Source organism: Streptomyces sp. NPDC047061, assembly GCF_040643955.1.
Taxonomy (GTDB): Bacteria; Actinomycetota; Actinomycetes; order Streptomycetales; family Streptomycetaceae; genus Streptomyces.
Window position 1 is genome coordinate 35,730 of sequence record NZ_JBEYVI010000053.1, and the last position, 19,779, is coordinate 55,508.

21 protein-coding genes are annotated in these 19,779 nt (G+C 70.2%); 14 read left to right on the forward strand and 7 right to left on the reverse strand.

Annotation, left to right across the window (positions count from 1 at the left end; all coding sequences use genetic code 11):
* The first annotated feature begins 339 nt into the window (after positions 1-339).
* The 4 genes from ABZ887_RS44845 to ABZ887_RS44860 all read left to right on the forward strand — a co-directional run bounded on the left by ABZ887_RS44845 (position 340) and on the right by ABZ887_RS44860 (position 4,142).
* Positions 340-1,176 carry a fumarylacetoacetate hydrolase family protein gene (locus tag ABZ887_RS44845; protein ID WP_361304112.1) on the forward strand — a complete coding sequence of 279 codons (837 nt, stop codon included), beginning with the start codon at positions 340-342 and terminating at the stop codon, positions 1,174-1,176.
* Positions 1,173-2,123 carry an acetaldehyde dehydrogenase (acetylating) gene (locus tag ABZ887_RS44850; RefSeq protein WP_361304115.1) on the forward strand — a complete coding sequence of 317 codons (951 nt, stop codon included), beginning with the start codon at positions 1,173-1,175 and terminating at the stop codon, positions 2,121-2,123. Before ABZ887_RS44845 ends, ABZ887_RS44850 begins: the two co-directional genes overlap by 4 nt.
* A complete protein-coding gene (gene dmpG, locus ABZ887_RS44855) occupies positions 2,120-3,127 on the forward strand; it encodes a 4-hydroxy-2-oxovalerate aldolase (protein ID WP_361304118.1) in 1,008 nt (335 codons plus the stop codon). Before ABZ887_RS44850 ends, dmpG begins: the two co-directional genes overlap by 4 nt.
* 259 nt (positions 3,128-3,386) lie before the next feature.
* Positions 3,387-4,142 carry an IclR family transcriptional regulator gene (locus tag ABZ887_RS44860; RefSeq protein WP_361304207.1) on the forward strand — a complete coding sequence of 252 codons (756 nt, stop codon included), beginning with the start codon at positions 3,387-3,389 and terminating at the stop codon, positions 4,140-4,142.
* 21 nt (positions 4,143-4,163) lie between these two features.
* Here ABZ887_RS44860 and ABZ887_RS44865 read toward each other — a convergent pair whose 3' ends face one another.
* Together ABZ887_RS44865 and ABZ887_RS44870 are read right to left on the reverse strand one after the other, a co-directional pair.
* Positions 4,164-4,871 (reverse strand): TetR/AcrR family transcriptional regulator, encoded by a 708-nt coding sequence (locus tag ABZ887_RS44865; RefSeq protein WP_361304121.1) that lies wholly within the window; start codon positions 4,869-4,871, stop codon positions 4,164-4,166.
* Between the two features lie 233 nt (positions 4,872-5,104).
* Complete coding sequence (locus ABZ887_RS44870; RefSeq protein WP_361304124.1) at positions 5,105-6,151, reverse strand: cyclase family protein; 1,047 nt, start codon at positions 6,149-6,151, stop codon at positions 5,105-5,107.
* A gap of 233 nt (positions 6,152-6,384) precedes the next feature.
* On the opposite strand from ABZ887_RS44870, the gene ABZ887_RS44875 reads away from it, so the two are divergent.
* The 7 genes from ABZ887_RS44875 to ABZ887_RS44905 all read left to right on the forward strand — a co-directional run bounded on the left by ABZ887_RS44875 (position 6,385) and on the right by ABZ887_RS44905 (position 11,406).
* Positions 6,385-6,777: a nuclear transport factor 2 family protein gene (locus ABZ887_RS44875; RefSeq protein ID WP_361304127.1), complete on the forward strand. Its 393-nt coding sequence runs from the start codon at positions 6,385-6,387 to the stop codon at positions 6,775-6,777.
* A 213-nt stretch (positions 6,778-6,990) separates the two neighbouring features.
* Positions 6,991-7,407, forward strand: a complete 417-nt coding sequence (locus ABZ887_RS44880; protein ID WP_361304130.1) for a carboxymuconolactone decarboxylase family protein — start codon at positions 6,991-6,993, stop codon at positions 7,405-7,407.
* A 51-nt stretch (positions 7,408-7,458) separates the two neighbouring features.
* Positions 7,459-8,199 (forward strand): SDR family NAD(P)-dependent oxidoreductase, encoded by a 741-nt coding sequence (locus ABZ887_RS44885; RefSeq protein ID WP_361304133.1) that lies wholly within the window; start codon positions 7,459-7,461, stop codon positions 8,197-8,199.
* A gap of 132 nt (positions 8,200-8,331) precedes the next feature.
* Positions 8,332-8,526: a ferredoxin gene (locus tag ABZ887_RS44890; protein ID WP_361304136.1), complete on the forward strand. Its 195-nt coding sequence runs from the start codon at positions 8,332-8,334 to the stop codon at positions 8,524-8,526.
* A 49-nt stretch (positions 8,527-8,575) separates the two neighbouring features.
* Positions 8,576-9,814: a cytochrome P450 gene (locus ABZ887_RS44895; protein ID WP_361304139.1), complete on the forward strand. Its 1,239-nt coding sequence runs from the start codon at positions 8,576-8,578 to the stop codon at positions 9,812-9,814.
* Between the two features lie 283 nt (positions 9,815-10,097).
* A complete protein-coding gene (locus ABZ887_RS44900; RefSeq protein WP_361304142.1) occupies positions 10,098-10,493 on the forward strand; it encodes a hypothetical protein in 396 nt (131 codons plus the stop codon).
* 88 nt (positions 10,494-10,581) lie between these two features.
* The gene (locus tag ABZ887_RS44905) at positions 10,582-11,406 is read left to right on the forward strand and encodes an SDR family oxidoreductase (protein ID WP_361304145.1); all 825 of its coding nucleotides are present in this window, start codon (positions 10,582-10,584) and stop codon (positions 11,404-11,406) included.
* Between the two features lie 91 nt (positions 11,407-11,497).
* Here the strand turns inward: ABZ887_RS44905 and ABZ887_RS44910 are convergent, their stop codons facing one another.
* The 3 genes from ABZ887_RS44910 to ABZ887_RS44920 form a co-directional block, all read right to left on the reverse strand.
* Positions 11,498-12,106, reverse strand: coding sequence for a hypothetical protein (locus ABZ887_RS44910; RefSeq protein ID WP_361304148.1), 609 nt, complete (start codon positions 12,104-12,106; stop codon positions 11,498-11,500).
* Positions 12,107-12,511: 405 nt separating this feature from the next.
* Positions 12,512-13,270 (reverse strand): enoyl-CoA hydratase/isomerase family protein, encoded by a 759-nt coding sequence (locus tag ABZ887_RS44915; RefSeq protein ID WP_361304151.1) that lies wholly within the window; start codon positions 13,268-13,270, stop codon positions 12,512-12,514.
* A 28-nt stretch (positions 13,271-13,298) separates the two neighbouring features.
* Positions 13,299-14,132 carry a mycofactocin-coupled SDR family oxidoreductase gene (locus ABZ887_RS44920; protein WP_361304154.1) on the reverse strand — a complete coding sequence of 278 codons (834 nt, stop codon included), beginning with the start codon at positions 14,130-14,132 and terminating at the stop codon, positions 13,299-13,301.
* A 394-nt stretch (positions 14,133-14,526) separates the two neighbouring features.
* Between ABZ887_RS44920 and ABZ887_RS44925 the strand changes: the two genes are divergently transcribed.
* Both ABZ887_RS44925 and ABZ887_RS44930 read left to right on the forward strand, forming a co-directional pair.
* The gene (locus ABZ887_RS44925; RefSeq protein ID WP_361304157.1) at positions 14,527-15,336 is read left to right on the forward strand and encodes an SDR family oxidoreductase; all 810 of its coding nucleotides are present in this window, start codon (positions 14,527-14,529) and stop codon (positions 15,334-15,336) included.
* A 143-nt stretch (positions 15,337-15,479) separates the two neighbouring features.
* Positions 15,480-16,313, forward strand: coding sequence for a TIM barrel protein (locus ABZ887_RS44930; RefSeq protein ID WP_361304159.1), 834 nt, complete (start codon positions 15,480-15,482; stop codon positions 16,311-16,313).
* 195 nt (positions 16,314-16,508) lie between these two features.
* Here the strand turns inward: ABZ887_RS44930 and ABZ887_RS44935 are convergent, their stop codons facing one another.
* Positions 16,509-17,954 (reverse strand): MFS transporter, encoded by a 1,446-nt coding sequence (locus ABZ887_RS44935; RefSeq protein ID WP_361304162.1) that lies wholly within the window; start codon positions 17,952-17,954, stop codon positions 16,509-16,511.
* 195 nt (positions 17,955-18,149) lie between these two features.
* On the opposite strand from ABZ887_RS44935, the gene ABZ887_RS44940 reads away from it, so the two are divergent.
* On the forward strand, positions 18,150-18,566 hold the full coding sequence (locus ABZ887_RS44940) for a MarR family transcriptional regulator (protein ID WP_361304210.1): 417 nt from the start codon (positions 18,150-18,152) through the stop codon (positions 18,564-18,566).
* 230 nt (positions 18,567-18,796) lie between these two features.
* Here the strand turns inward: ABZ887_RS44940 and ABZ887_RS44945 are convergent, their stop codons facing one another.
* Positions 18,797-19,621 carry a mycofactocin-coupled SDR family oxidoreductase gene (locus ABZ887_RS44945; protein WP_361304165.1) on the reverse strand — a complete coding sequence of 275 codons (825 nt, stop codon included), beginning with the start codon at positions 19,619-19,621 and terminating at the stop codon, positions 18,797-18,799.
* Positions 19,622-19,779: the final 158 nt, after the last annotated feature.

The following is a 19,779-nucleotide window of genomic DNA, read 5'->3' on the forward strand; positions in this document are numbered from 1 at the left end:
GCCGGTGGCGCACGGCCGTCGATCGGCCGGCCGTCCGGGTCCAGGACCCGTGCGCCCGTGCGCCGGCCCGCGGACCGCCCCTGGACCGATCCCGGACGGGGCGGGGGCGCGCCGCGGTCGTGGCCGAAGCCGCCGGCCGCGAGCAGCGCCCTCGACCCGCCCGGTTCCGGCCGTCGTTCCCCGTCGGCGACGGCCTCGGCACCGGTGACGAAAGGACTGTGCGGCCGGTCAGCGGGACCCGCCGTGTCCCCGGCATTCCAGTCCCGGTGAGCGGAACACCCGGAACAGTCGCCCCGGACAACGGCCCAGGCTGAAGGCCGGCACGAGATGAGGATGGCAATGACAGACGTTTGGGAACCGGCGGCGGTCGCGGACCGGGAGACGGCGGTGGCGGAGGCGGCTACGCGGCTCACCGTAGCGGCCCGTGACCACCGGCCCTGTGCACCCGTACGGGACCTGCTCGGACCGACCGACATCAGCCTCGCGTACGCCGTCCAGCGGCGCGTCATCGGCGAGCGGATCGCCGCCGGTGCACGGGTCGTCGGGCGCAAGATCGGGCTGACGTCGGAGTCGGTGCAGCGCCAAGTGGGCGTCGACCGGCCCGACTTCGGCGTCCTGCTAGACGACATGGACGTCTCCGGTCTGCCGGCCGTCCCCAGCGGCCGGCTGCTCCAGCCCCGGGTCGAGGCGGAGATCGCGTTCGTGCTCGCCGCCGATCTGGACACCGACGACCTCGACCTCGACCGGGTCCGGTCGGCGGTCGGCTACGCCGTGGCCGCACTGGAGATCGTCGACAGCCGGGTGACCGGCTGGGACATCGCGATCACGGACACGGTCGCCGACAACGCCTCCAGCGGGCTGTTCGTGCTCGGCCGGCAGCGGGTCGGACTGGGGGAGTTCACCCCCCGGGACGTGACCATGCGGCTCTACGCCGACGGCGAGCTCGCCTCCCAGGGCAACGGCGCCGCCTGCCTGGGCGACCCCCTCGCCGCACTGCTCTGGCTGGCGCGCACCGCCCGGGAGTTCGGCGACCCGCTGCGCGCCGGGCAGGTGGTCCTGTCGGGCGCCCTCGGCCCGCTCGTGCCGACACCGCCAGGAATCACCGTACGGGCCGAGATGACCGGCGGCCTCGGCTCGGTGACCGCGACCTTCTCACCCAAGGACCAAGAAGGATGACGAAGACCAAGGTGGCCGTAATCGGCTCCGGCAACATCGGCACCGACCTGATGATCAAGGTGCTGCGCCTGTCCGACACCCTGGAGGTGGCCGCGATGGTGGGCATCGACCCGGAGTCGGACGGGCTGGCGCGCGCCGCCCGTCTGAAGGTTCCCATCACGCACGAGGGCGTGGACGGCCTGATCCGCATGGACGGTTTCGACGACATCGGCATCGTCTTCGACGCCACCTCGGCCAAGGCCCACGTCGAGAACGCCAAGAAGCTCGCCCCGTACGGCAAACGCCTGGTGGATCTGACCCCGGCGGCCCTCGGCCCGTACGTCGTGCCGCCCGTCAACCTGGACGAACACGTCGCCAACGATGTCGAGAACCTGAACATGGTCACCTGCGGCGGCCAGGCGACCATCCCGATCGTGTACGCGGTGAGCCGTGTCACCCCGGTGCCCTACGCCGAGATCGTCGCCTCGATCGCGTCCAGGTCGGCCGGGCCCGGTACCCGCGCCAACATCGACGAGTTCACCGAGACCACGGCCGGCGCCATCGAGAAGGTCGGCGGTGCGCGCCGGGGCAAGGCCGTCATCGTCCTGAACCCGGCCGAACCGCCGCTCATCATGCGGGACACGGTGTACTGCCTGACCGGGGACGCCGACCACGACGCGATCCGTGCCTCGGTGCAGGAGATGGTGGCCGCGGTCGCCGAGTACGTGCCCGGCTACCGGCTCAAGCAGGAGGTCCAGTTCACCCCGATCGCGGCCGGTGACCCGGTGCACACCCTGCTGCCCGACGACGTCTCCGAGATGCCCACCACCAAGGTGTCCGTCTTCCTGGAGGTGGAGGGCGCCGCGCACTACCTGCCCGCCTACGCCGGCAACCTGGACATCATGACCTCGGCCGCACTGCGCGTCGCCGAGCGCATCGCCGACCGGACCCGTGAGGTGACGAAGTGACTCGCAGGCTCTACGTGCAGGACGTCACCCTCCGGGACGGCATGCACGCCATCCGGCACCGGATCACCCCCGAGTTCGTGTCCAAGATCTCCGCGGCCCTCGACCGGGCGGGCGTGGACGCGATCGAGGTCGCCCACGGCGACGGTCTGGCCGGCGGCAGTCTCAACTACGGCCCCGGCAGCAACACCGACTGGGAGTGGATCGAGGCGGCCGCCGACGCGATCGACCGCGCGGTGCTCACCTCCCTGTTGCTGCCCGGCATCGGCACCATCGCCGAACTCAAGCGCGCCTACGCCCTCGGCGTCCGCTCGGTGCGCATCGCCACCCACTGCACCGAGGCGGACGTGGCGGCACAGCACATCGCGACCGCGCGGGAGCTGGGCATGGACGTGTCCGGCTTCCTGATGATGGCGCACATGGCCTCCCCCGAGACCCTCGCCGGACAGGCGAAGCTCATGGAGTCCTACGGCGTCCACTGCGTCTACGTCACCGACTCCGGCGGCAGGCTCACCATGGACGGAGTCCGCGACCGCATCCGCGCCTACCGGGACGTACTCGACCCGGAGACCCAGATCGGCATCCACGCCCACGAGAACCTCTCGCTCTCGGTCGCCAACTCGGTGGTGGCGGTCGAGGAGGGGGTCACCCGGGTCGACGCCTCGCTCGCCGGGCAGGGCGCCGGCGCGGGCAACTGCCCGATCGAACCGTTCGTCGCCGTCGCCAACCTCCACGGCTGGAAGCACGACTGCGACCTGCACGCCCTCCAGGACGCCGCCGAGGACCTCGTACGACCGCTGCAGGACCGGCCGGTACGCGTGGACCGCGAGACCCTCACCCTCGGCTACGCCGGTGCCTACTCCAGCTTCCTGCGCCACGCCGAGGCCGCGGCCGAGCGGTACGGCCTCGACGCCCGCACCATCCTGGAGGAGGTCGGCCGACGCGGTCTGGTCGGCGGCCAGGAGGACATGATCGTGGACATCGCCCTGGACCTCACCGGCAGCTGAGTAACACCCGACGTACCGCTCACGGGAACGGTTTCCCGCTGAGCGGTACGCTTTTTTATTTTCCCTGAATATTAGACCAACCGCCCCAAACAAGTGGGTGCACGACCCTTTCTCTGCGGCCGACGGCGTTGTAGTTTGGCGTCGGCGCCGAACTAGAATTGATTTCAGTTTGAGCAGAGAGGCACCGACGATGACGTCTGCCCTTCGCCTGAGTGAGCGTGCAACCGAGGCCGACGGTCATGCGCTGCCTCCGTCGATGATGGAGCGTGTGACGCTGATCATGGATCTCTTCGAACGTCCGCAGACCCACCTGACGCTCGAAGCCGTCTCCCGTCGCACACAGTTGCCCCGCTCGACGACGCATCGCATTCTCGACCAGCTGGTCCGACTGGACTGGCTGCATCACACAGCGGCCGGATACGGGCTGGGAAGCCGGGCGCTCGGCCTGGGCGGCCGGGAGACAGGCCACAGCGCGCTGCGGGCGGCCGCCGCACCGCATCTTCTCGATCTGGCGGTGCGCACCAGGATGGTCGTCCACCTGGCCGTGCTCGACGGGCCGGAGATCTACTACCTGGACAAGGTGGGCGGCCGGGCCGCGGCGGACATCCCGTCCCAGGTCGGCGGCCGGGCGGTCGCGCACTGCACCGGGCTCGGCAAGGCCATGCTCGCCTGGCTGGCCCCGGAGGAGATCGACGCCTGGTACGCGCAGGTGATCGAGCGACGCACCCCGCACAGTATCGGCCGTCTCGACCAACTGCACCGCGAACTGGGCCTGATACGGCGCCGCAACGGAGTGGCGATCGAGCGGGGGGAGTGCTTCCCCGACCTCGGCTGCGTCGGCCTCGCACTGCGGGGGTCCCGGGGGCCGCTCGGCGCGATATCGGTGGTCGGCGACGGCCGTTCCGCGCTGGAGCTCATGGTCCCGCTGGTGGTCAACACGGTGCGTGCCGTGTCCGAGGAACTCCTCGCGGCCCCGCGGCCGGACCGCCGGGACATGCCGAGCCTCGTCGGCTAGTGGAGCCGGCCCGACCGCCCGTCAGCCCGTGGCGGAGAGCTGCTGCCACTCCGTCTCGGGGTCGAGCGACAGCCCGGGGTGTTCCTGCTTGAACGCCTCGGCCTGCTCCTCGATCTTCGGCAGGGCGTGGTCCGGCGCGCCGAAGCCGCGGAACAGGGTCGCGCAGTACTCCCGGGACAGCAACTCCGCGTCCCACTGCCCTTCCGGGTTCACCCACTGGTAGGTGTGGTTGTGCAGGTTGAGGAACTGCAGGGTCGCCAGCCGCGCCGGCATCGTGCGGAGGACGTGCTGTTCCATGGCCTCCGAGAGCAGCCCCGCGACCACCTGCTCGAAGTCGGCACGCTGTCCCAGCAGGGTCTTGAGCTCCTCGCCGCTCAGGGAGCGGTAGTCGTGCTCGTAGACCCAGATGTGGTCGAGCCTGCGGAAGATGATCGTGAGCAGCGACTCCGAGAGCAGACGCAACCGGAGCAGCGGGCCGGCGTCGAGTTCCGCGATCTGACGGGCGCGGGCGAGGAGCGGGCCCATCACCCGGGACTGGATCTCGACCAGCAGGTTCTCCTTGGACCCGATGTAGTAGTACAGGGCGCCCTTGGCGAGCCCGACCGCGCGTCCCAGGTCGTTGATCGAGGTCGCCGCGTATCCCTGCTGCGCGAACAGCGACGCCGCGATGTCGATGATCTTCTGGCGTCTGACCTCGAAGCCCGGTCCGTGGCCCGGCGGTCGTGGCATCTGTTCTCTCCCCGCTCGACGTGACGATGTGCTGATTGAAACAGGCTCCCGTGGTCCGCGTCGAACAGCCTTGTATGCAGGGGGACAGCGGACCCCGGGCCCGTCTTCCGGTTTCCTCGACCGGACGGTGCGTCGGGGGACCGCCCGTCCCACGCGCGGCGCCGTTGCGCAAAGGCCCCGGGATCGAAGTCCCGGGGCCTCTCTCCCCCCTCTGTTCCGGTTCGGCTCCGTTGTCAGACGGTGGCGATGGGGGTGAGGGGGCTGCCTTGTGTGCCGGGGAGGTTGAGGGGTGGTGCGGTGAGGAGGAAGCGGGTGCGGTTGTGCTGGCGGAGCCAGGTGGCGAGGTCGTGGAGGTACCAGAGTTCGCCGAGGGGGACGCCGAGTTTGAAGAGGCAGAGGTGGTGGATGGGCAGGAGGGTGTGGGGGCCCTGGGCCTGGGTGACGCCGACGCCTTCGACGGCGTAGTTGTCGGAGATGAGTGCGGTGATCTGGGACTGGGTGATCCTGAGGAGATGGTCGGGGTCGTCGGCCTCGACGTAGGCGGCGGTCTGGTGGATGGCGACGGGGTCGGGGTTCTTGCCCCAGGCGAGGATCTGGGTGGCGAAGCCGGTGTGGAGCAGGAGCATGTCGCCGGGTTCGACGGTGACGTTGTCCGCGGTCATGATTTCTTGGAGCTGTTTGAAGTTGACGGGCTGGTAGCCGGTGCCGAGGTGGTGGGCGATGTCGATGAGGACGCCGCGGCCCTGGACGCCGTGTTCGGCCATGTGTTCCATGCCGAGGTGGTGGGCGTGGCTGAGGCTGCCGCTGCCGTCGTTCTTGACGTTTTCCTGGGGTCCGGTGATGTCGGTGTGGGCGCGGTAGCCGTTGTAGTAGAGGGGTTCGGGGATGCCGTCGCCGTCGGCGTCGAATTCGGCGCCCTGGTGGGCGAGGGCGTCCCACTGGGTGGAGTACTGGAGCCAGAGGGTGACGACGTCGTCGGACCAGACGTCGATGAGTGAGGGGTCGATCTGTTCGCGGGCGACGACGTTGTAGAAGACGTCCTGCTTGTGGGCGAGGTCCTCGGTGGGGCGCAGGATCGGGGGGTAGCGTCGCTGGTTCATGGCCGAGCCGCCGGGGTAGTCGAGCGGCAGGCTCAGGCTGAAGGTGAGGCCGTGCTCGACCTCGCGCACGCCCTGGAGGACCTTCTCCTTGGTGAGCAGGTTGATCCGGCCCAGCTCGTCGTCGTCACCCCAGTCGCCCCAGGTCGAGCCCGGCGGCCGCTGCTTCCAACGCTTCGTCACGATAAACGCCTCCTCCGTCGGCAGTCCCGGTACCGATCGGCGGCATGTTATTGAGTTTGTACCGATCGGTCAACAAGATGGTTGACTGTAAATATCCCACCTCCTTGGGGCTGGTGTATCAATAGACTTGGTAGTCGAAAAATGGGTTCGGGTGCCTGCTGTCGAACTGCGGGCCGACGCGCTGTGGGCCCTGCGCCACTCCAACCTCTGTACTGACTTGGGAGAGAAGATCTATGACCATTACCGCTGAGGCCGCCCTGGCCGGTGTGCAGGCCGCCATCGCCGCATACGCCCACGCGATCGACTCCGGGAACACCGATGTCATTCCCGACCTCTTCACCGAGGACGGCGTGGCCGAGATCGTCGGTCAGGGCACCTTCGAGGGCCGGGAGGCCATCCGCAAGGCCTATGGGGCGTTCGCGCCGCAGACCCCGCAGGTGCACATGGTCGGCAACATCCTGCTCACCTCGCCGCCCGGTGAGGAGGTGACCGTCAGCAGCAACCTGGTGTTCTTCGCGCGTGGCGAGGAGGGCTGGGGGGTGCAGCTCGTGGGGGCCTATGAGGACACGCTGGTCCGCGAGGGTGACGTGTGGAGGTTCCGCAAGCGGGTCACGACGTTCAAGTAGCCCGAGTCGTCGCGCGCCTGTGCTGAGGGCCCCGCCGAGGGCGGGGCCCTCAGCACAGGTCGGTCGGCGATCGGTGGTTCCTTTTGTCGAGGACTGCGGTTTTTCGACCGTGAGCCGCTGGCGGCTCGGTCCACGAAGCCATTGATTGTACCGATCGTTTGAATTAACTTTCGCTCAGGCGAACCACACAGAGCTGTGTCAGAGGAGTCGCACATGACACCCAAGGACGTCCAGGATCCCCCCGCGACGGTGTCGGGAGCCCCCGACGATCTGCGAGCCGTCGGCTGGAAGGCCATGCGTGCGGCGTTGCCCGGGGTTTTCCCGGAGGGGGATGTCGACCTGCGCGACGGTCGTATCGGCGAGGAACTGGTGGACATCGGTCTCACCAGTGTCTGGGGCGCGCTGTGGGGCCGCGAGGGGCTCAGCCCCAGGGACCGTAGCCTGGTCACGCTGGGCCTGCTGATCGCGCTGCGTGCGGAGACGGAGCTGCGGACCCATGTCCGGATAGCCCTCACCAACGGCCTGAACAGGGACGAAATCGCAGAGGTCGTCTACCACGCCGCAGGCTACGCCGGTTTCCCCGCCGCAGTCGCGGCCCGGACCGCGGCGCGCGAGGCGCTGGGCGAGTAGGGGTTCCGGGCGGCATCCGAGTCGGGCGAACCGGGCGAACGAGGAGCACGCATGTCACTGGAAGGAAGGGTCGCGGTCGTCACCGGCGGTGCCCGTGGCATCGGGCGGGCGGTCGCGATCGTGCTCGCCTCCCGCGGCGCCGCTGTCGCCGTGTGGGACCTGAACGCCGAAGGCGCCGAGAGGACCGTCGCCGAGATCCACGAGGCGGGCGGCAGAGCGATCGCCGTGGGCGGTGACGCGGCCGACGCCGCGGCCGTCGCCGCCTCGGCGGCCCGGACCCGCGAGGAGCTCGGACCCGTGTCGATCCTCGTCAACAACGCCGGGATCACCGGCTACGTCCCGTTCACCGACATCGGCGAAGCCACTTGGGACCGCATGATCGGCGTCAATCTCAAAGGGCCGTTCCTGGTCACCAGGGAACTGGTACCCGACATGCTCGAAGCCGGCTGGGGACGGATCATCAACATCTCGTCCTCGTCCGCGCAGACCGGTGCCCCCGCCATGGCACACTACGCGGCTTCCAAGGGCGGGGTCATCGGCCTCACCCGGGCGCTGGCGATCGAGTACGCCGACAAGGGAATCACCGTCAACCACGTCCCGCCCGGTTTCATCGACACCCCGCTGGTGCGGGAGGGCCCCGTCGACATCGACGCGGTCGCGAACACCATGCCGATGAAGCGGGCCGGCCGACCGGAGGACGTCGCCTACGCGGTGGCGTACCTCGCCTCGGAGGAGGCCGGTTATGTGACCGGCCAGGGCCTCAGCACCAATGGCGGGCGCTACCTGGTCTGAGCCTCGCCGAGGTGACGCCGGAGCCCGGCTCGCCGCCGTCCGAGAACCAAAAGGACGTTGCCGACGGCGAGTTGAGCGCCGGTGGTCTTCGAGACCCCCGCCCCCCACCCGTCGAACCACTGGAGACAGCCCATGAAGGTCGTCGTCGACGAGGAGAAGTGCGTGGCGGCCGGACAGTGCGTGGCAGCCGCCGCGGACGTGTTCGACCAGCGCGAGGACGACGGCATCGTCGTCCTGCTCAACGAGAACCCGCCGGCGGATCTGGCCGACGACGTCCGCAACGCGGCCGCCGTCTGTCCGGCTCTCGCCATCCGCATCGAGGAATAGCGCGTCCGAGTCCGGCCCTCACCCCCCACCCACCACCGTAGGAGAACCCATGGCCGAGGCAGAGGCCTCGCTCGCCCCCGACGAGCAGATCTACTTCTACCAGGACGACCGTGACGCCAAGTGCCCCTTCGCCCCGCCGCCCGGCCTGCGGGCCCTGAACGAGACGGCGCCCGTCTCACGGGGCCGGATCTGGGACGGCAGTACCCCCTGGCTCGTCACCGGTCATGCCGCGCAGCGCGCCATCCTGTCCGACCCGCGGGTGAGTTCGGACGACAAGCGGCCGGGGTTCCCGTACCCCAACCGGGCCATGTCCGAGAACGCCCACCACCACCCGCTGACCATCTTCAACGCCGACGGCGCCGACCACACCCGGATCCGCCGCATGATGACGCGCCCCTTCACCCGGCCCCGGATGGAGGCGCTGCGGCCGGAGATCCAGAAGTTCACCGACGACCTCATCGACAAGATGCTCGCCGGTCCCAAGCCGGCCGACCTGGTGACCGCCCTGTCGCTGCCGCTGCCCTCGCTGATGATCTGCGCGCTGCTCGGAGTGCCCTACGAGGACCACGAGTTCTTCCAGGAGCACGCCTCCGTGGCCACCCGGAGTGACAAGACCGCGGAGGACGACCGGCGGGCGAACGAGGCGCTCGGCGGCTACCTCGCCCGGCTGCTCCAGGAGAAGATGGAAGACCCCGCCGAAGACGTCCTCTCCGACTTCGCCGCGCGCATCAAGGACGGTGACATCACCCTCCCCGAAGCCACCCTGCTGTGCATGATCCTGCTCATCGCCGGTCACGAGACCAGCGCCAGCATGATCACGCTGGGCACCGCCCTGCTGCTGGACAACCCGGATCAACTGGCGCGCATGCGCGAGATCGGGGACACCAAGGACGCGGCGCCCGCGGTCGAGGAGATCCTGCGCTACCTCTCCATCGCGATGTTCGGGCAACGGCGCATCGCCGCCGAGGACTTCGAGTTCGAGGGCGTGCAGATCAAGGACGGCGACGGCATCGTCGTACCGCTGCCGGCGGGCAACTGGGACCCGGAGGCGTTCCCCGACCCGGAGAAGCTCGACCTCACCCGGGACTCCCGTCACCACCACGCCTTCGGCTGGGGTATCCACCAGTGCCTCGGCCAGCAACTCGCCCGTATCGAACTCCAGGTCGTGTACGGCACCCTCTACCGCCGTGTCCCCACGCTGCGCCTCGCGGTCGACCGCGACGGACTCGCCTTCCGCCCGGCCGACGCGCTCGCCTTCGGCGTCAAGGCGCTGCCGGTCACCTGGTAACCGGGGCACCGGCCTCGGACCGCGCACAGACCGCCGGTTCCGTCCACTGGGACGGGACCGGCGGTTCTCTGCGTTCTGAGCGTGGCCGCGTGACGGCCCGGCGGAGGGGCGACCGACGGGGTGTAGCGGCCTACACCCCGGCTCGGGGAGCCCGCTCCATCGTGGCGGAAGGGGGCGCGACGGGATCGTTGTCGGCAGAGACCAGACTCCACGGCTCCGTCGCCGGCGTCAGAGAGATCGCTGACATCGCCGAGCTGAGCCGACATCAGGAAGGGGCCTTCCCATGGCCGTCAACAGCCGTCGCCGCCGTACCGCCTTCGCCACCGCGGTGGGCGCTGTCGCACTGACCGCCGGGCTCGCCACCGGCTGCGACCCCACCGACTCACTGGACTGCCTCTCCAACGCCGACACGATCGCCGACAGCATCACGGCCATCAACAAGGCCGGCGCGGACGCGGCCAAGGACCCCGCACAGACCCAGGAATCCATCGTCACGATCCGGAAGAACATCGACAAGATCAACGACAAGACGGACGACGGCAAGGTCGACAAGGCCGTGGACCGCCTCAACAAGGCGATCAAGGACTACAACCGCGCCATTCTGAACGGCGACACCAACCCGGACTCCAGCGAGATCGACGCCGCGGCCGACGGGCTGAAGAACGTGTGCACGTCGTGACGAACCTGAGCACGACGTGATGTCGGTGCGCCGCGGTCACTCGCGAGACACTCGTCCTGTGACGAGTGTCTCTGGTGAGGAGTGACGCATGACCACAGTAGGGATCGCCACCGGCGCAGGGCGCGGCACGGGGGAGGCATGCGCGAAACGCCTGGCGGACATGGTGGACGTGCTGCTGCTCACCGACCGCAGCGAGGCGGCCGTGGCCGCGGTGGCGAAGGACCTGTCAGGCAGCCACGGGAATACGGTGGTCGAGCCGCTCGCGGTGGACGTCACCGACCGGGGCGATCTCGTACGGCTCGCCGAGCGCGTCAGGGAGCTCGGCACCCTCCGGGCCGTCGCGCACGCCGACCACGTTCCGCCCGAGGACGCCGACTGGCGCCGGATCCTCGGCGCCGACTACGTCTCCGGTGCCCTGCTGGCCGACGTGATGCGCCCTCTGGCCACCGCCGGAACGGCCTTCGTGTACCTCGCCTCGGTGTCCCCGCTGATCGCCCACATCGACCCCGATCCGCAGGTCGCGGCCGTTCTGGACACCCCGCTGGAGGGCGACTTCCTCGTCAGGATCCGGGACGTGATCGGCCCTGCCGTCGAGGATCCCGCGTGGGCGTACCCGTGGGCGACCTACGGGGTGCACCGTCTCGCCCGTGCCGAGGCGGTGCGGCTCGGGCCGGTGGGCGCCCGCGTCTGCTCCCTGTCACCCGGTGCCCTCGACACGCCCGAGACGCGGATGGAGGCGGCGCGGCACGCATCGGTACGGGAGCTCATCGCGCAGACGCCGCTGGGTCGCACCGGCCGGTGCGAGGAGGTCGCGGAGGTCGCCGCGTTCCTGCTGTCGGACGGGGCGAGCTTCGTCAACGGTGTCGACATCGTCGTCGACGGCGGCCTGTGCGCCGCCCTCCGGGACGAGTGACGGCCCGTCATCCCGGCGCCCGGTACGGCACGAATGCGGGCCGCCCGACGCACACCGGCGTGTGCGTCGGGCGGCCCGCATCAGGTCGGGTTCAGGCCGCACTGAGCGTCGGCGCACCCGCGGGCTCGACCGAACCGGCGGGGTGGACGAGGGCGAGCGCGGGGAACCGGTTACCGGTCCGCACGGGCCGGGTCTGCTTCCGCACCGGCGCGGCGGCGCGCTTGCGGCCGGCGAAGACGTACAGGCGCAGCACCAGAAACCGCCCGATCCCGGCAAGTGCGGAGGCGGTGAGGTACACGATCTGCTCCCACGTCGTCCCGGCGGACGGCTGGACGACGTGGAGTACCAGCACCGCCGCCGAGGTCACCGCGTACGCGGCGGTGGCCGACCCGGCGGACTGCCAGTGCCGGCGCCAGCCGGCCCGGCGTCCGGTCCCGAAGGTGAAGCGCGCGTGGAGTTCCGTGCACAGGACGGTGGAGGCGACCGTTATCAGCGCGTTCGCCAGGATCCAGGGCATCGACATGGCGAGCAGGGTCACCGCCGGGCTGGAGGCGAGCCCGACGCCTCCGCCGCACACCACGAACCGGACGAAGGAGGCCAGCGGACCGGGCGCGGCCGGAGAAGGGTCCGCCGCCGACGCGACCTCCGTCCGCGGGCTCCGACTCGACGTCCCCGGCTCCGACGTGAGCGTCGATGTCATGGCGATTTCCTCCCGGACAAGCACTGCGACCCCTGTGATCGGCTGATCTCAACGATCCCGTGCCGGCCTCGCCGAAACGAGGACGCGCACTCCCGGACCAGGGGTGTAGCCAGCTCCACCGCCCGCACGGGGTGGGCCGGACCAGGGCGCGGCAGGAAGGTCGGGGGCGGGGACCCGCCGCGGCCGTCGGGAGCGGGCCCGGTGGCCGCCGTCGCCCCGGACTCGCGGTGTCCGGTCCGCGTGCCGCGGGACTGCCCGGACGGCCGTTCCGGAACCGCCGTCGGGATTCGCACCGGCTCCGCGGCCCCGGCCGGGCGGGGCCGCGGAGCCCGAGCGAGGACCGTCGCGCCCGGGAGAACCCGGCCGGTGCGGTTCCTGCTCCGCCTCGGACCCGGGAGTGGGCGCTCAGGGCTGGTAGGGCTTGTCCGCCAAGGTCAGGCCCTCCAGGGCCAGGCCCAGGGTCGTGCCCTCGTCCAGTCGCCGGGCGAGTCGCTGGCGGAGGGCCAGAGGGGTGAGGCGCAGCAGGAGCGGAGGCTTGGACGCGAGCTGTTCGGCCAGCGCCAGGGCGCGGGGGAGTACGTCGGCGGGCGGGACTACCTCGTTGACCATGCCGAGCCGGAGCGCCTCGTCGGCCTGGATCACCTGCTGGGTGAGGGCCGCGTAACGCGCCCGGTTGATGCCGAGGATCTCCTCCCAGACGACGTGGACGCCGTCGCCGGGTACGACCTCGCCCGCGAGGTGGGGGAAGTCCTGGAAGTACGCGGTGGCCGAGGCGATGGTGATGTCACCGAGCAGGACCCACTCCGAATGGATCGTGGCCGGTCCGTTGATCGCCGCGACGACCGGCATCGGGAGATCGACCAGCGCGCGCAGCACCTGGCGGCCCTCCCAGTAGATGTCGTCCCAGTTGAGCGGCTTGTGCACCTGGCGGTCGACCGTGGTGTCCATGTCGGTCATGAAGCGGTCGCCGGTGCCCGTGAGGACCAGGACCCGGTTGTCCCGGTCGTCGGCGATCTCCCTCAGGACGCGGGGGAAGTCGCGGTGGAGCGAGACGCTCAGAGCGGCCGGCTCACCGCCGCTGTGCAGCCGCAGGGTCAGCACACCGCTCTCGGTGCGGTCGAAGGCGAAATCCGGGAAGCCGTCGAAGTACGCGGGGGTCTCCATGCGGGAATCCTCAAGTTCGTAGGTCGTGTCAGCGGATGCTGAATCCGGCGTCCAGCGGCCATTGGATGCCGGTGATGAAACGTGCTTGCTCGGAGACGAGGTAGGCCACCGCGTCGGCCACGTCCTGCGGTTGCAGGACTTCGATGGGCAGGGCGTTCTGCATGCCGGAGACGAGGTTGTTCTCCCCGGCGGCGGCCTCTGCCATGAGCTTCTCCATGGCCGGGTTCTGGGTCATGCCGCTGAGCACTCCGGTGGGATGGATCGTGTTGACCCGGATCCACTCCGGCGCGAGGGCGCCGGCGAGGTTCTGCATCAGGCCGACCAGTCCCCGCTTCGCGGCGGTGTACGCCATGCCGCTGGTGTTCAGTGAAGGGGTGCCCTTCAGCCCTGCCGACGAGCTGGTGATCACGATCGAGCCGCCGCGGCCGCCGGCTCGCAGGGCCGGGAGCGCGACGCGGACCGTGTGGAAGACACCGGTGAGGTTGACGTCGATCACGTCGTTCCAGTCCGCGAGGACGTCGTCGGACTCGTCTCCGATCCGGATGATCCCGGCGTTCGCGATGACGATGTCCAGCCGGCCGAACTCCGCGTAACCCGCGTCGAACGCCTTCTGCAGGGCCTCGTAGTCACGCACGTCGCACTTGCGCGCGACGATGCGGCGGTTCTCCCGCTCGACCAGGCGGACGGTTTCGGCGAGGTCGTCCTCGGACGCGTTCGGATACGTCATCGTGGGAATGTCCGCGCAGATGTCCACCCCGATGATGTCGCACCCCTCGCGCGCCAGCCGTACGGCGTGCGCCTGGCCTTGGCCGCGGGCGACTCCCGTGATGAAGGCGACCTTTCCCGCGAGATCCTTCGACATGGTCTCTCCTAGAAGGTGATCGACCCGCGGCCGGCACACCGTGCCGGGCAGGCGAAGCGGCCATGAGGTTTTCCGCTCCCGGGTGTGCCGGACGCCCGGGCCCCGTACGGATGCGGTTCGGTGCCGCCCTGAACAAGCAGTGTGATCGCCGACGCGGTACCCCCTGCGGGTGTTTCCGCTCAGCGGAACGGAATCTGCCGGAGCGTGCGGGCGGGCGGGCCCACCGGTGTCCGGGGCCGACGGCCGGGGCGACCAGCCGTACTCGGCTGTCGGGCAGCGAACTAAGTGCACTCAATTAACTGATTCGCGGTTACAGTGTGCTGAGTTCACAGGGGTGCGGGGCCGTCCGCCATGCCGGGGGCCGCGCATACGACGCCACTGCGAAGGAGTGCGCGTGACCGAAGTGACCGAATCCCTCGATCAGGTGTCACCGGACGGGGCGCCGCCGGAGCGGCCGCTCGCCGGACGCCGGGTGCTGGTGACCGGAGCGGCCGGCGGAATCGGGGCCGCGGCGGTGTCCGTGTTCCTCGACGCCGGAGCGCGTGTCGTCGGCCTGTTCCACTCGACGCCGCCGCCGGACGAGCTCAAGGAGCGATGTGACTGGGTGGTCTGTGACGCGCGCTCCCGTGCGGCGGTCGGCGCGGCCTTCGAGCGGGCCGCCTCGCTGCTGGGCGGTCTCGACGTACTGCTGAACGCTGCCGGGACCTGGCGGCCGGCCACGCCGGAGTCGCTGTCCGACGACGAACTCGACCTGATTCTCGACGCCAACCTCCGGAGCACGGTGCTCACCAACCAGGCCGCGTTCGAGCTGATGCGGCACGGCGGCGGGCAGATCATCAATCTCGGATCCGGAGAGGGCGTGCGCGGGAACCCGCTGGCGCCGCACTACGCGGTGGCGAAGGCCGGCGTTCACGCGTGGACCCGCTCGGTGGCCGCGGCGTGGGGCAGGTTCGGGATCACGGTGAACGCCCTGTCGCCGGCGGTGCAGACCGCGGGGGCCGACCGCCTGTGGGAACACCTGGGCGAGGAGCGCGCCCTGGCGTTCAAGGAGAGCCTGCGGACGGCCATGCCGCTCCGGGGCGAACTCGGCGATCCGCAGGCGGACCTCGGGCCCGTGATGGTGTTCCTGGCCGGCAGCGGGGCCCGGTTCATCACCGGTCAGCTGATCGCGGTCAACGGCGGCCTGCAGATGCTCGGCGCCTGACACCGGGCGACGGCGGCGAAGCCGCAGGGACGAGTGCACGGGGACGCGTCCACGGCGACGAGGACACGGCGCCCCCGCGTCGGCGCACTCTTCGGAGCCGCCCGAAGGACCAACTGCCCGGCTGCCTCACTTGGGATGTGATCATGAACGCCGACGAGCACGAGCCGCGTCGCCCGAAGGTCGGCCTGGAGCACCTGACCGTCCGCCAGGATCCGCTGCGCGTGTTCGTGGCGGCCGCTGCCGCGGGCGGCGCCGACAGTGTCTGCGTGAGTGTCCGGCACCCGGACACCCACGACCCGAAGGTCCTGCGCGAGACCGTGTCGCGGCTCGACGCGCTCGGCATCCCGATCGCCATGGGGGACGGCTTCCTCATCAGCCCAGGTGCCGGTCTGGACCCCCTCAGACAGGGGCTGGACATCCTCGCGGACATGCGCGCGCCCCTGGCCAACGTCTGTGCCTACGAGCCCGATGAGAACGCCCCGCGCGATCCGGCGGCGATGGCCGACCTGCTGGGGGAGTTCTGCCGGATCGCCCGGACCGCGCAGGTCGACGTGCTGCTTGAGTTCACGCCGCTCTCGCATGTGCCGTCGCTGGCGGCGGCCGTCGCACTGGTCGAGCAGCTCGGCCAGCCGAACCTCAGGATCCTCATCGACACGCTCCATCTCGTACGAGCCGGAGAGGGACCGGCCGACCTGGGCGGGATCGACCGGCGCCTGATCGGATACTGCCAGTTGAGCGACGGCGCCCTGGAGTCCACGGGCCTCGCCGCCTACTTGGAGGAGGCCAACAACGACCGGACGATTCCCGGGGAGGGCGAGTTCCCCCTGGACGAGATCCTGTCGCTCATCCCGCACGACGTGACTGTCAGCGCCGAGGTTCCGCTGCGCCGGCTCGAACGGGCCGGGGTCTCTCCGGAGGAACGTGCCCGGCTGATCCTTGAGGGAAGCCGTCGTCTGATGGCCAGGGTCCGGCGCTGAGACGGCGGCGGTGTCGTGCCGAGGGCCGTGCGCCCGCGGCCGCGTCGGGCCGTAGCGGGCCTCCCGAACGGCTCGCCCTCCGCCGTGCGCACCCGTGCGGTCGGCCCCTTTCCGGGGCTCGACGGCACGGGTACGGCCTTCGGGCGAGGTGTCACCGCCGTCCTCTTGCCAGGTCTGCCGCCGCGGTGGCCCGGATCAGGCCGCCACCTGCTCCGCCGCCTTCTCCTCGGTGCGCCGGCCGCCGGCCTCCCCGCGGAGCGCCGGAATGCAGGCGGCGATCAGCGCGGCGGTCAGCGCGACACCGCAACCGATGAGCAGACCCGTGCGGAAGCCGCTTTCGGAAGTGAAGGTGTAACCGTGGACGGTGGAGGTCATCTGGGCGAGGACGACGCCGACGACCGCCGAGCCGACCGAGGTGCCGAGGGACCGCATGAGGGTGTTGAACGCGTTGGCGGCACCGGTCTCGGCCGGCGGCACCGCACCCATGATCAGGGCGGGCATCGCGCCGTACGCCAGGCCGACCCCGCTGTTGATCACCATGCTGGCCAGCATGCAGCCCCATGCCTCGCCCATGAGGGCGAGCGAGAAACCGTACCCGAGGGCGATGACCAGTACGCCGGAGACCAGCGTGAACTTCGGCCCGCGGGCGTTGGTGAGCTTGCCGCCCAGGGGAGAGACGAACATCATCATGAGTCCGCCTGGCGCCATCCACAGGCCGGCCGCGAGCATCGACTGCCCGAGACCGTAACCGGTGGCCTTGGGGAACTGCAGCAGCTGCGGCAGGATCAGCAGGCTCGCGTACATGCCGAAGCCGACGAACACCGAGGCGAGGTTGGTCACCAGGACGCGTGGCCGGGCCGTGGTCCGCAGGTCCACGAGCGGGCTGGTGATGCGCAGCTCCCAGATGCCCCAGCCGAGCAGCAGTACCACGGCGGCCACGAAGAGCCCGAGGACCGTGCCGGAGGCCCAGCCCCAGTCGGCGCCCTTCGACACGCCCAGCAGGAGGCACACCAGTCCGGCGGCGAAGCCGAGCGCGCCCACCGTGTCGAAGCGCTCGCGCCGGGCGACGACGGGCGCGTCGGGGACGAGAGTCCAGACCAGCACGGCGATCAGGCCGGCCAGCGCCGCCGCGCCCCAGAACAGGACGCGCCAGCTGGCGTACTGGGCGACGGCGGACGAGATCGGCAGGCCCAGCCCGCCGCCGATGCCCATGGAAGCGCTGACCAGCGCGATGGAGGAGCTGAGCTTCTCCGCCGGGACCACGTCACGCAGCAGCGCGACGCCCAGCGGGACCATGCCCATGCCCATTCCCTGGAGACCACGTCCGACGATCATGGGTATGACGGACGAGGAGAGCGCGCACACCGCGGATCCGACCATGAGGGGCACGGTGCATACGAGGATCATCCGCCGTTTCCCGATCATGTCGCCGAGCCTGCCGGTGACCGGTACGCACACGGCGGACACCAGCAGGGTCACGGTGATGACCCAGGCGGCGTTCGAGGACGAGGTGTGAAGGATGCTCGGCAGCTCCGCGATCAGCGGGGTGACCAGCGTCTGCATGATCGCTGCCACCGTGCCCGCGAATGCCAGGGTGGCGACCACGCGGCCGGCACGACCGGCCGGTTCGGGGGTGTCCATTCAAGGACTCCTACGGTTTGGGAATATGTATTGTGCACATGATGTGTATCACGCATATGTTGTGTACGGTGCATCGGCCGTGCGTGATACACATGACAGGGAGATCAAGGCCGGCGGCAGGCGTGCCCCAGCGGACCGGAGAGCGGAGGTGGCAGGCGGGTGAATGACCCTGTGCACGAAGTCGAGTACGAACAGATGCTGCTGAGCCGTCACGGCCTGCGCCGACGTGGCGGCCGACGCAAGGGCGGGCACATGGAGCACAGCGCCTACGTCATTCTCAGCCGTCTGCGCGTCCAGGGCCCCATGTCGATCGGGGAGCTCAGCGAGGCCTTCGGGCTCGATGCCTCGACCCTCAACCGCCAGACGGCCGCGGCCCAGCGCGACGGGCTCGTGGAACGCATCCCTGACCCGGACGGGGGTATCGCCCGCAAGTTCTGCCTCACCGAGACCGGCAGACAACTCCTCGACGCGGAACGCGAGTCCACGATCGCGGCGCTCGAACGTGTCATGGACAACTGGCCGGACGAGGACGTCGCGGCGTTCGCCGGCTATCTCAGGCGTTTCAACAGCGGAATCGAGCGGCTGGAGGGCCGGCCGTGGCCCAGGCCGTGAAAGCAGCCAGGCCGTCGGCGTGCGCGTTCCCGGTACCCGGTGGCGTCCGGGCGCTCGGGGGAGGCGGGGTCCGGTGTGCGGTGCCGGTCGACGGCGACCCCGTCCGTGGCGCGGCGGATGCCGCCGCGGACCGTGAGAACGTCCCGGCCCCCGGCGGTCGCGTACCGTGGGTCCCGCTCGCTCCTGACGCCGGCGACGGCACCCGTGCCCCGGGCCGGTCGGTCGGCCGCCTAACGGACGCAGAACCCCGCGTCGAGCGGGAGCTGGATTCCGGTGACGTACGACGCCTGGTCGCTCAGCAGCCAGGCGACCGCGTTGGCGATGTCCTCGGGCTGCAGGATCTCGATGGGCAGGGCGTTCTGCATCTGCGCGATCTCGCTGCCGGCCTGCGCGGCCTTCTTCGCCAGCGCCTCGTTCTGGGTCATGCCGCTGACGACGCCCGTCGGATGGATGGTGTTCACCCTGATCATGTGCGGCGCCAGGTCGTTGGCGAGGGTCTGCATGTAGCCGACGAGACCTCGCTTGGCCGCGGTGTAGGCCTGGGCGCCCGCGTTCGGGGAGCCGGTGCCCTTGATGCCGGCGCTCGAACTGGTGATCACGATCGAACCGCCGCGACCACCGTCGATCATGGCCGGCAGAGCGGCGCGGACGGTGTGGAAGACCCCGGTCAGGTTCGTGTCGATGATGTCCTGCCAGATCCGCACGAACTCGTCGCCCTCCTCGGCGGCGAAGCGCACGATGCCCGCGTTGGCGAGGATGAAGTCCAGCCGCCCGAACTCGGCGTAGCCCTGGTCGAACGCCGACTTCAGGCTCGTGTAGTCGCGTACGTCCGCGGACAGCCCGATCATCCTGCGGCCCTCGCGCTCGACCAGACGTACGGTCTCGGCGAGGTCGTCGGGGGAGGCGTTCGGGTAGTCCATGGTCGGGATGTCGTGGCAGATGTCGATCCCGATGACGTCGGCACCTTCGCGTGCCAGTCGCACCGCGTGTGCCCGGCCCTGACCACGGGCGGCTCCGGTGATGAAGGCGACCCTGTCGGTGAGTGATCCGGTCATCGCTGCCCCGCTTCCTGATCCCGACGCCGGTGCGCTCGACGCGCACCGGCGAGAACTACCGGCAAGAAGTGTGATCGCCGCCGCGGCGAGGGGGGCGGCGGATGCCCACTCAGCGGGACGGGACCGACGCGACGGGGCTCCCGCACCGCGAGCGGCGG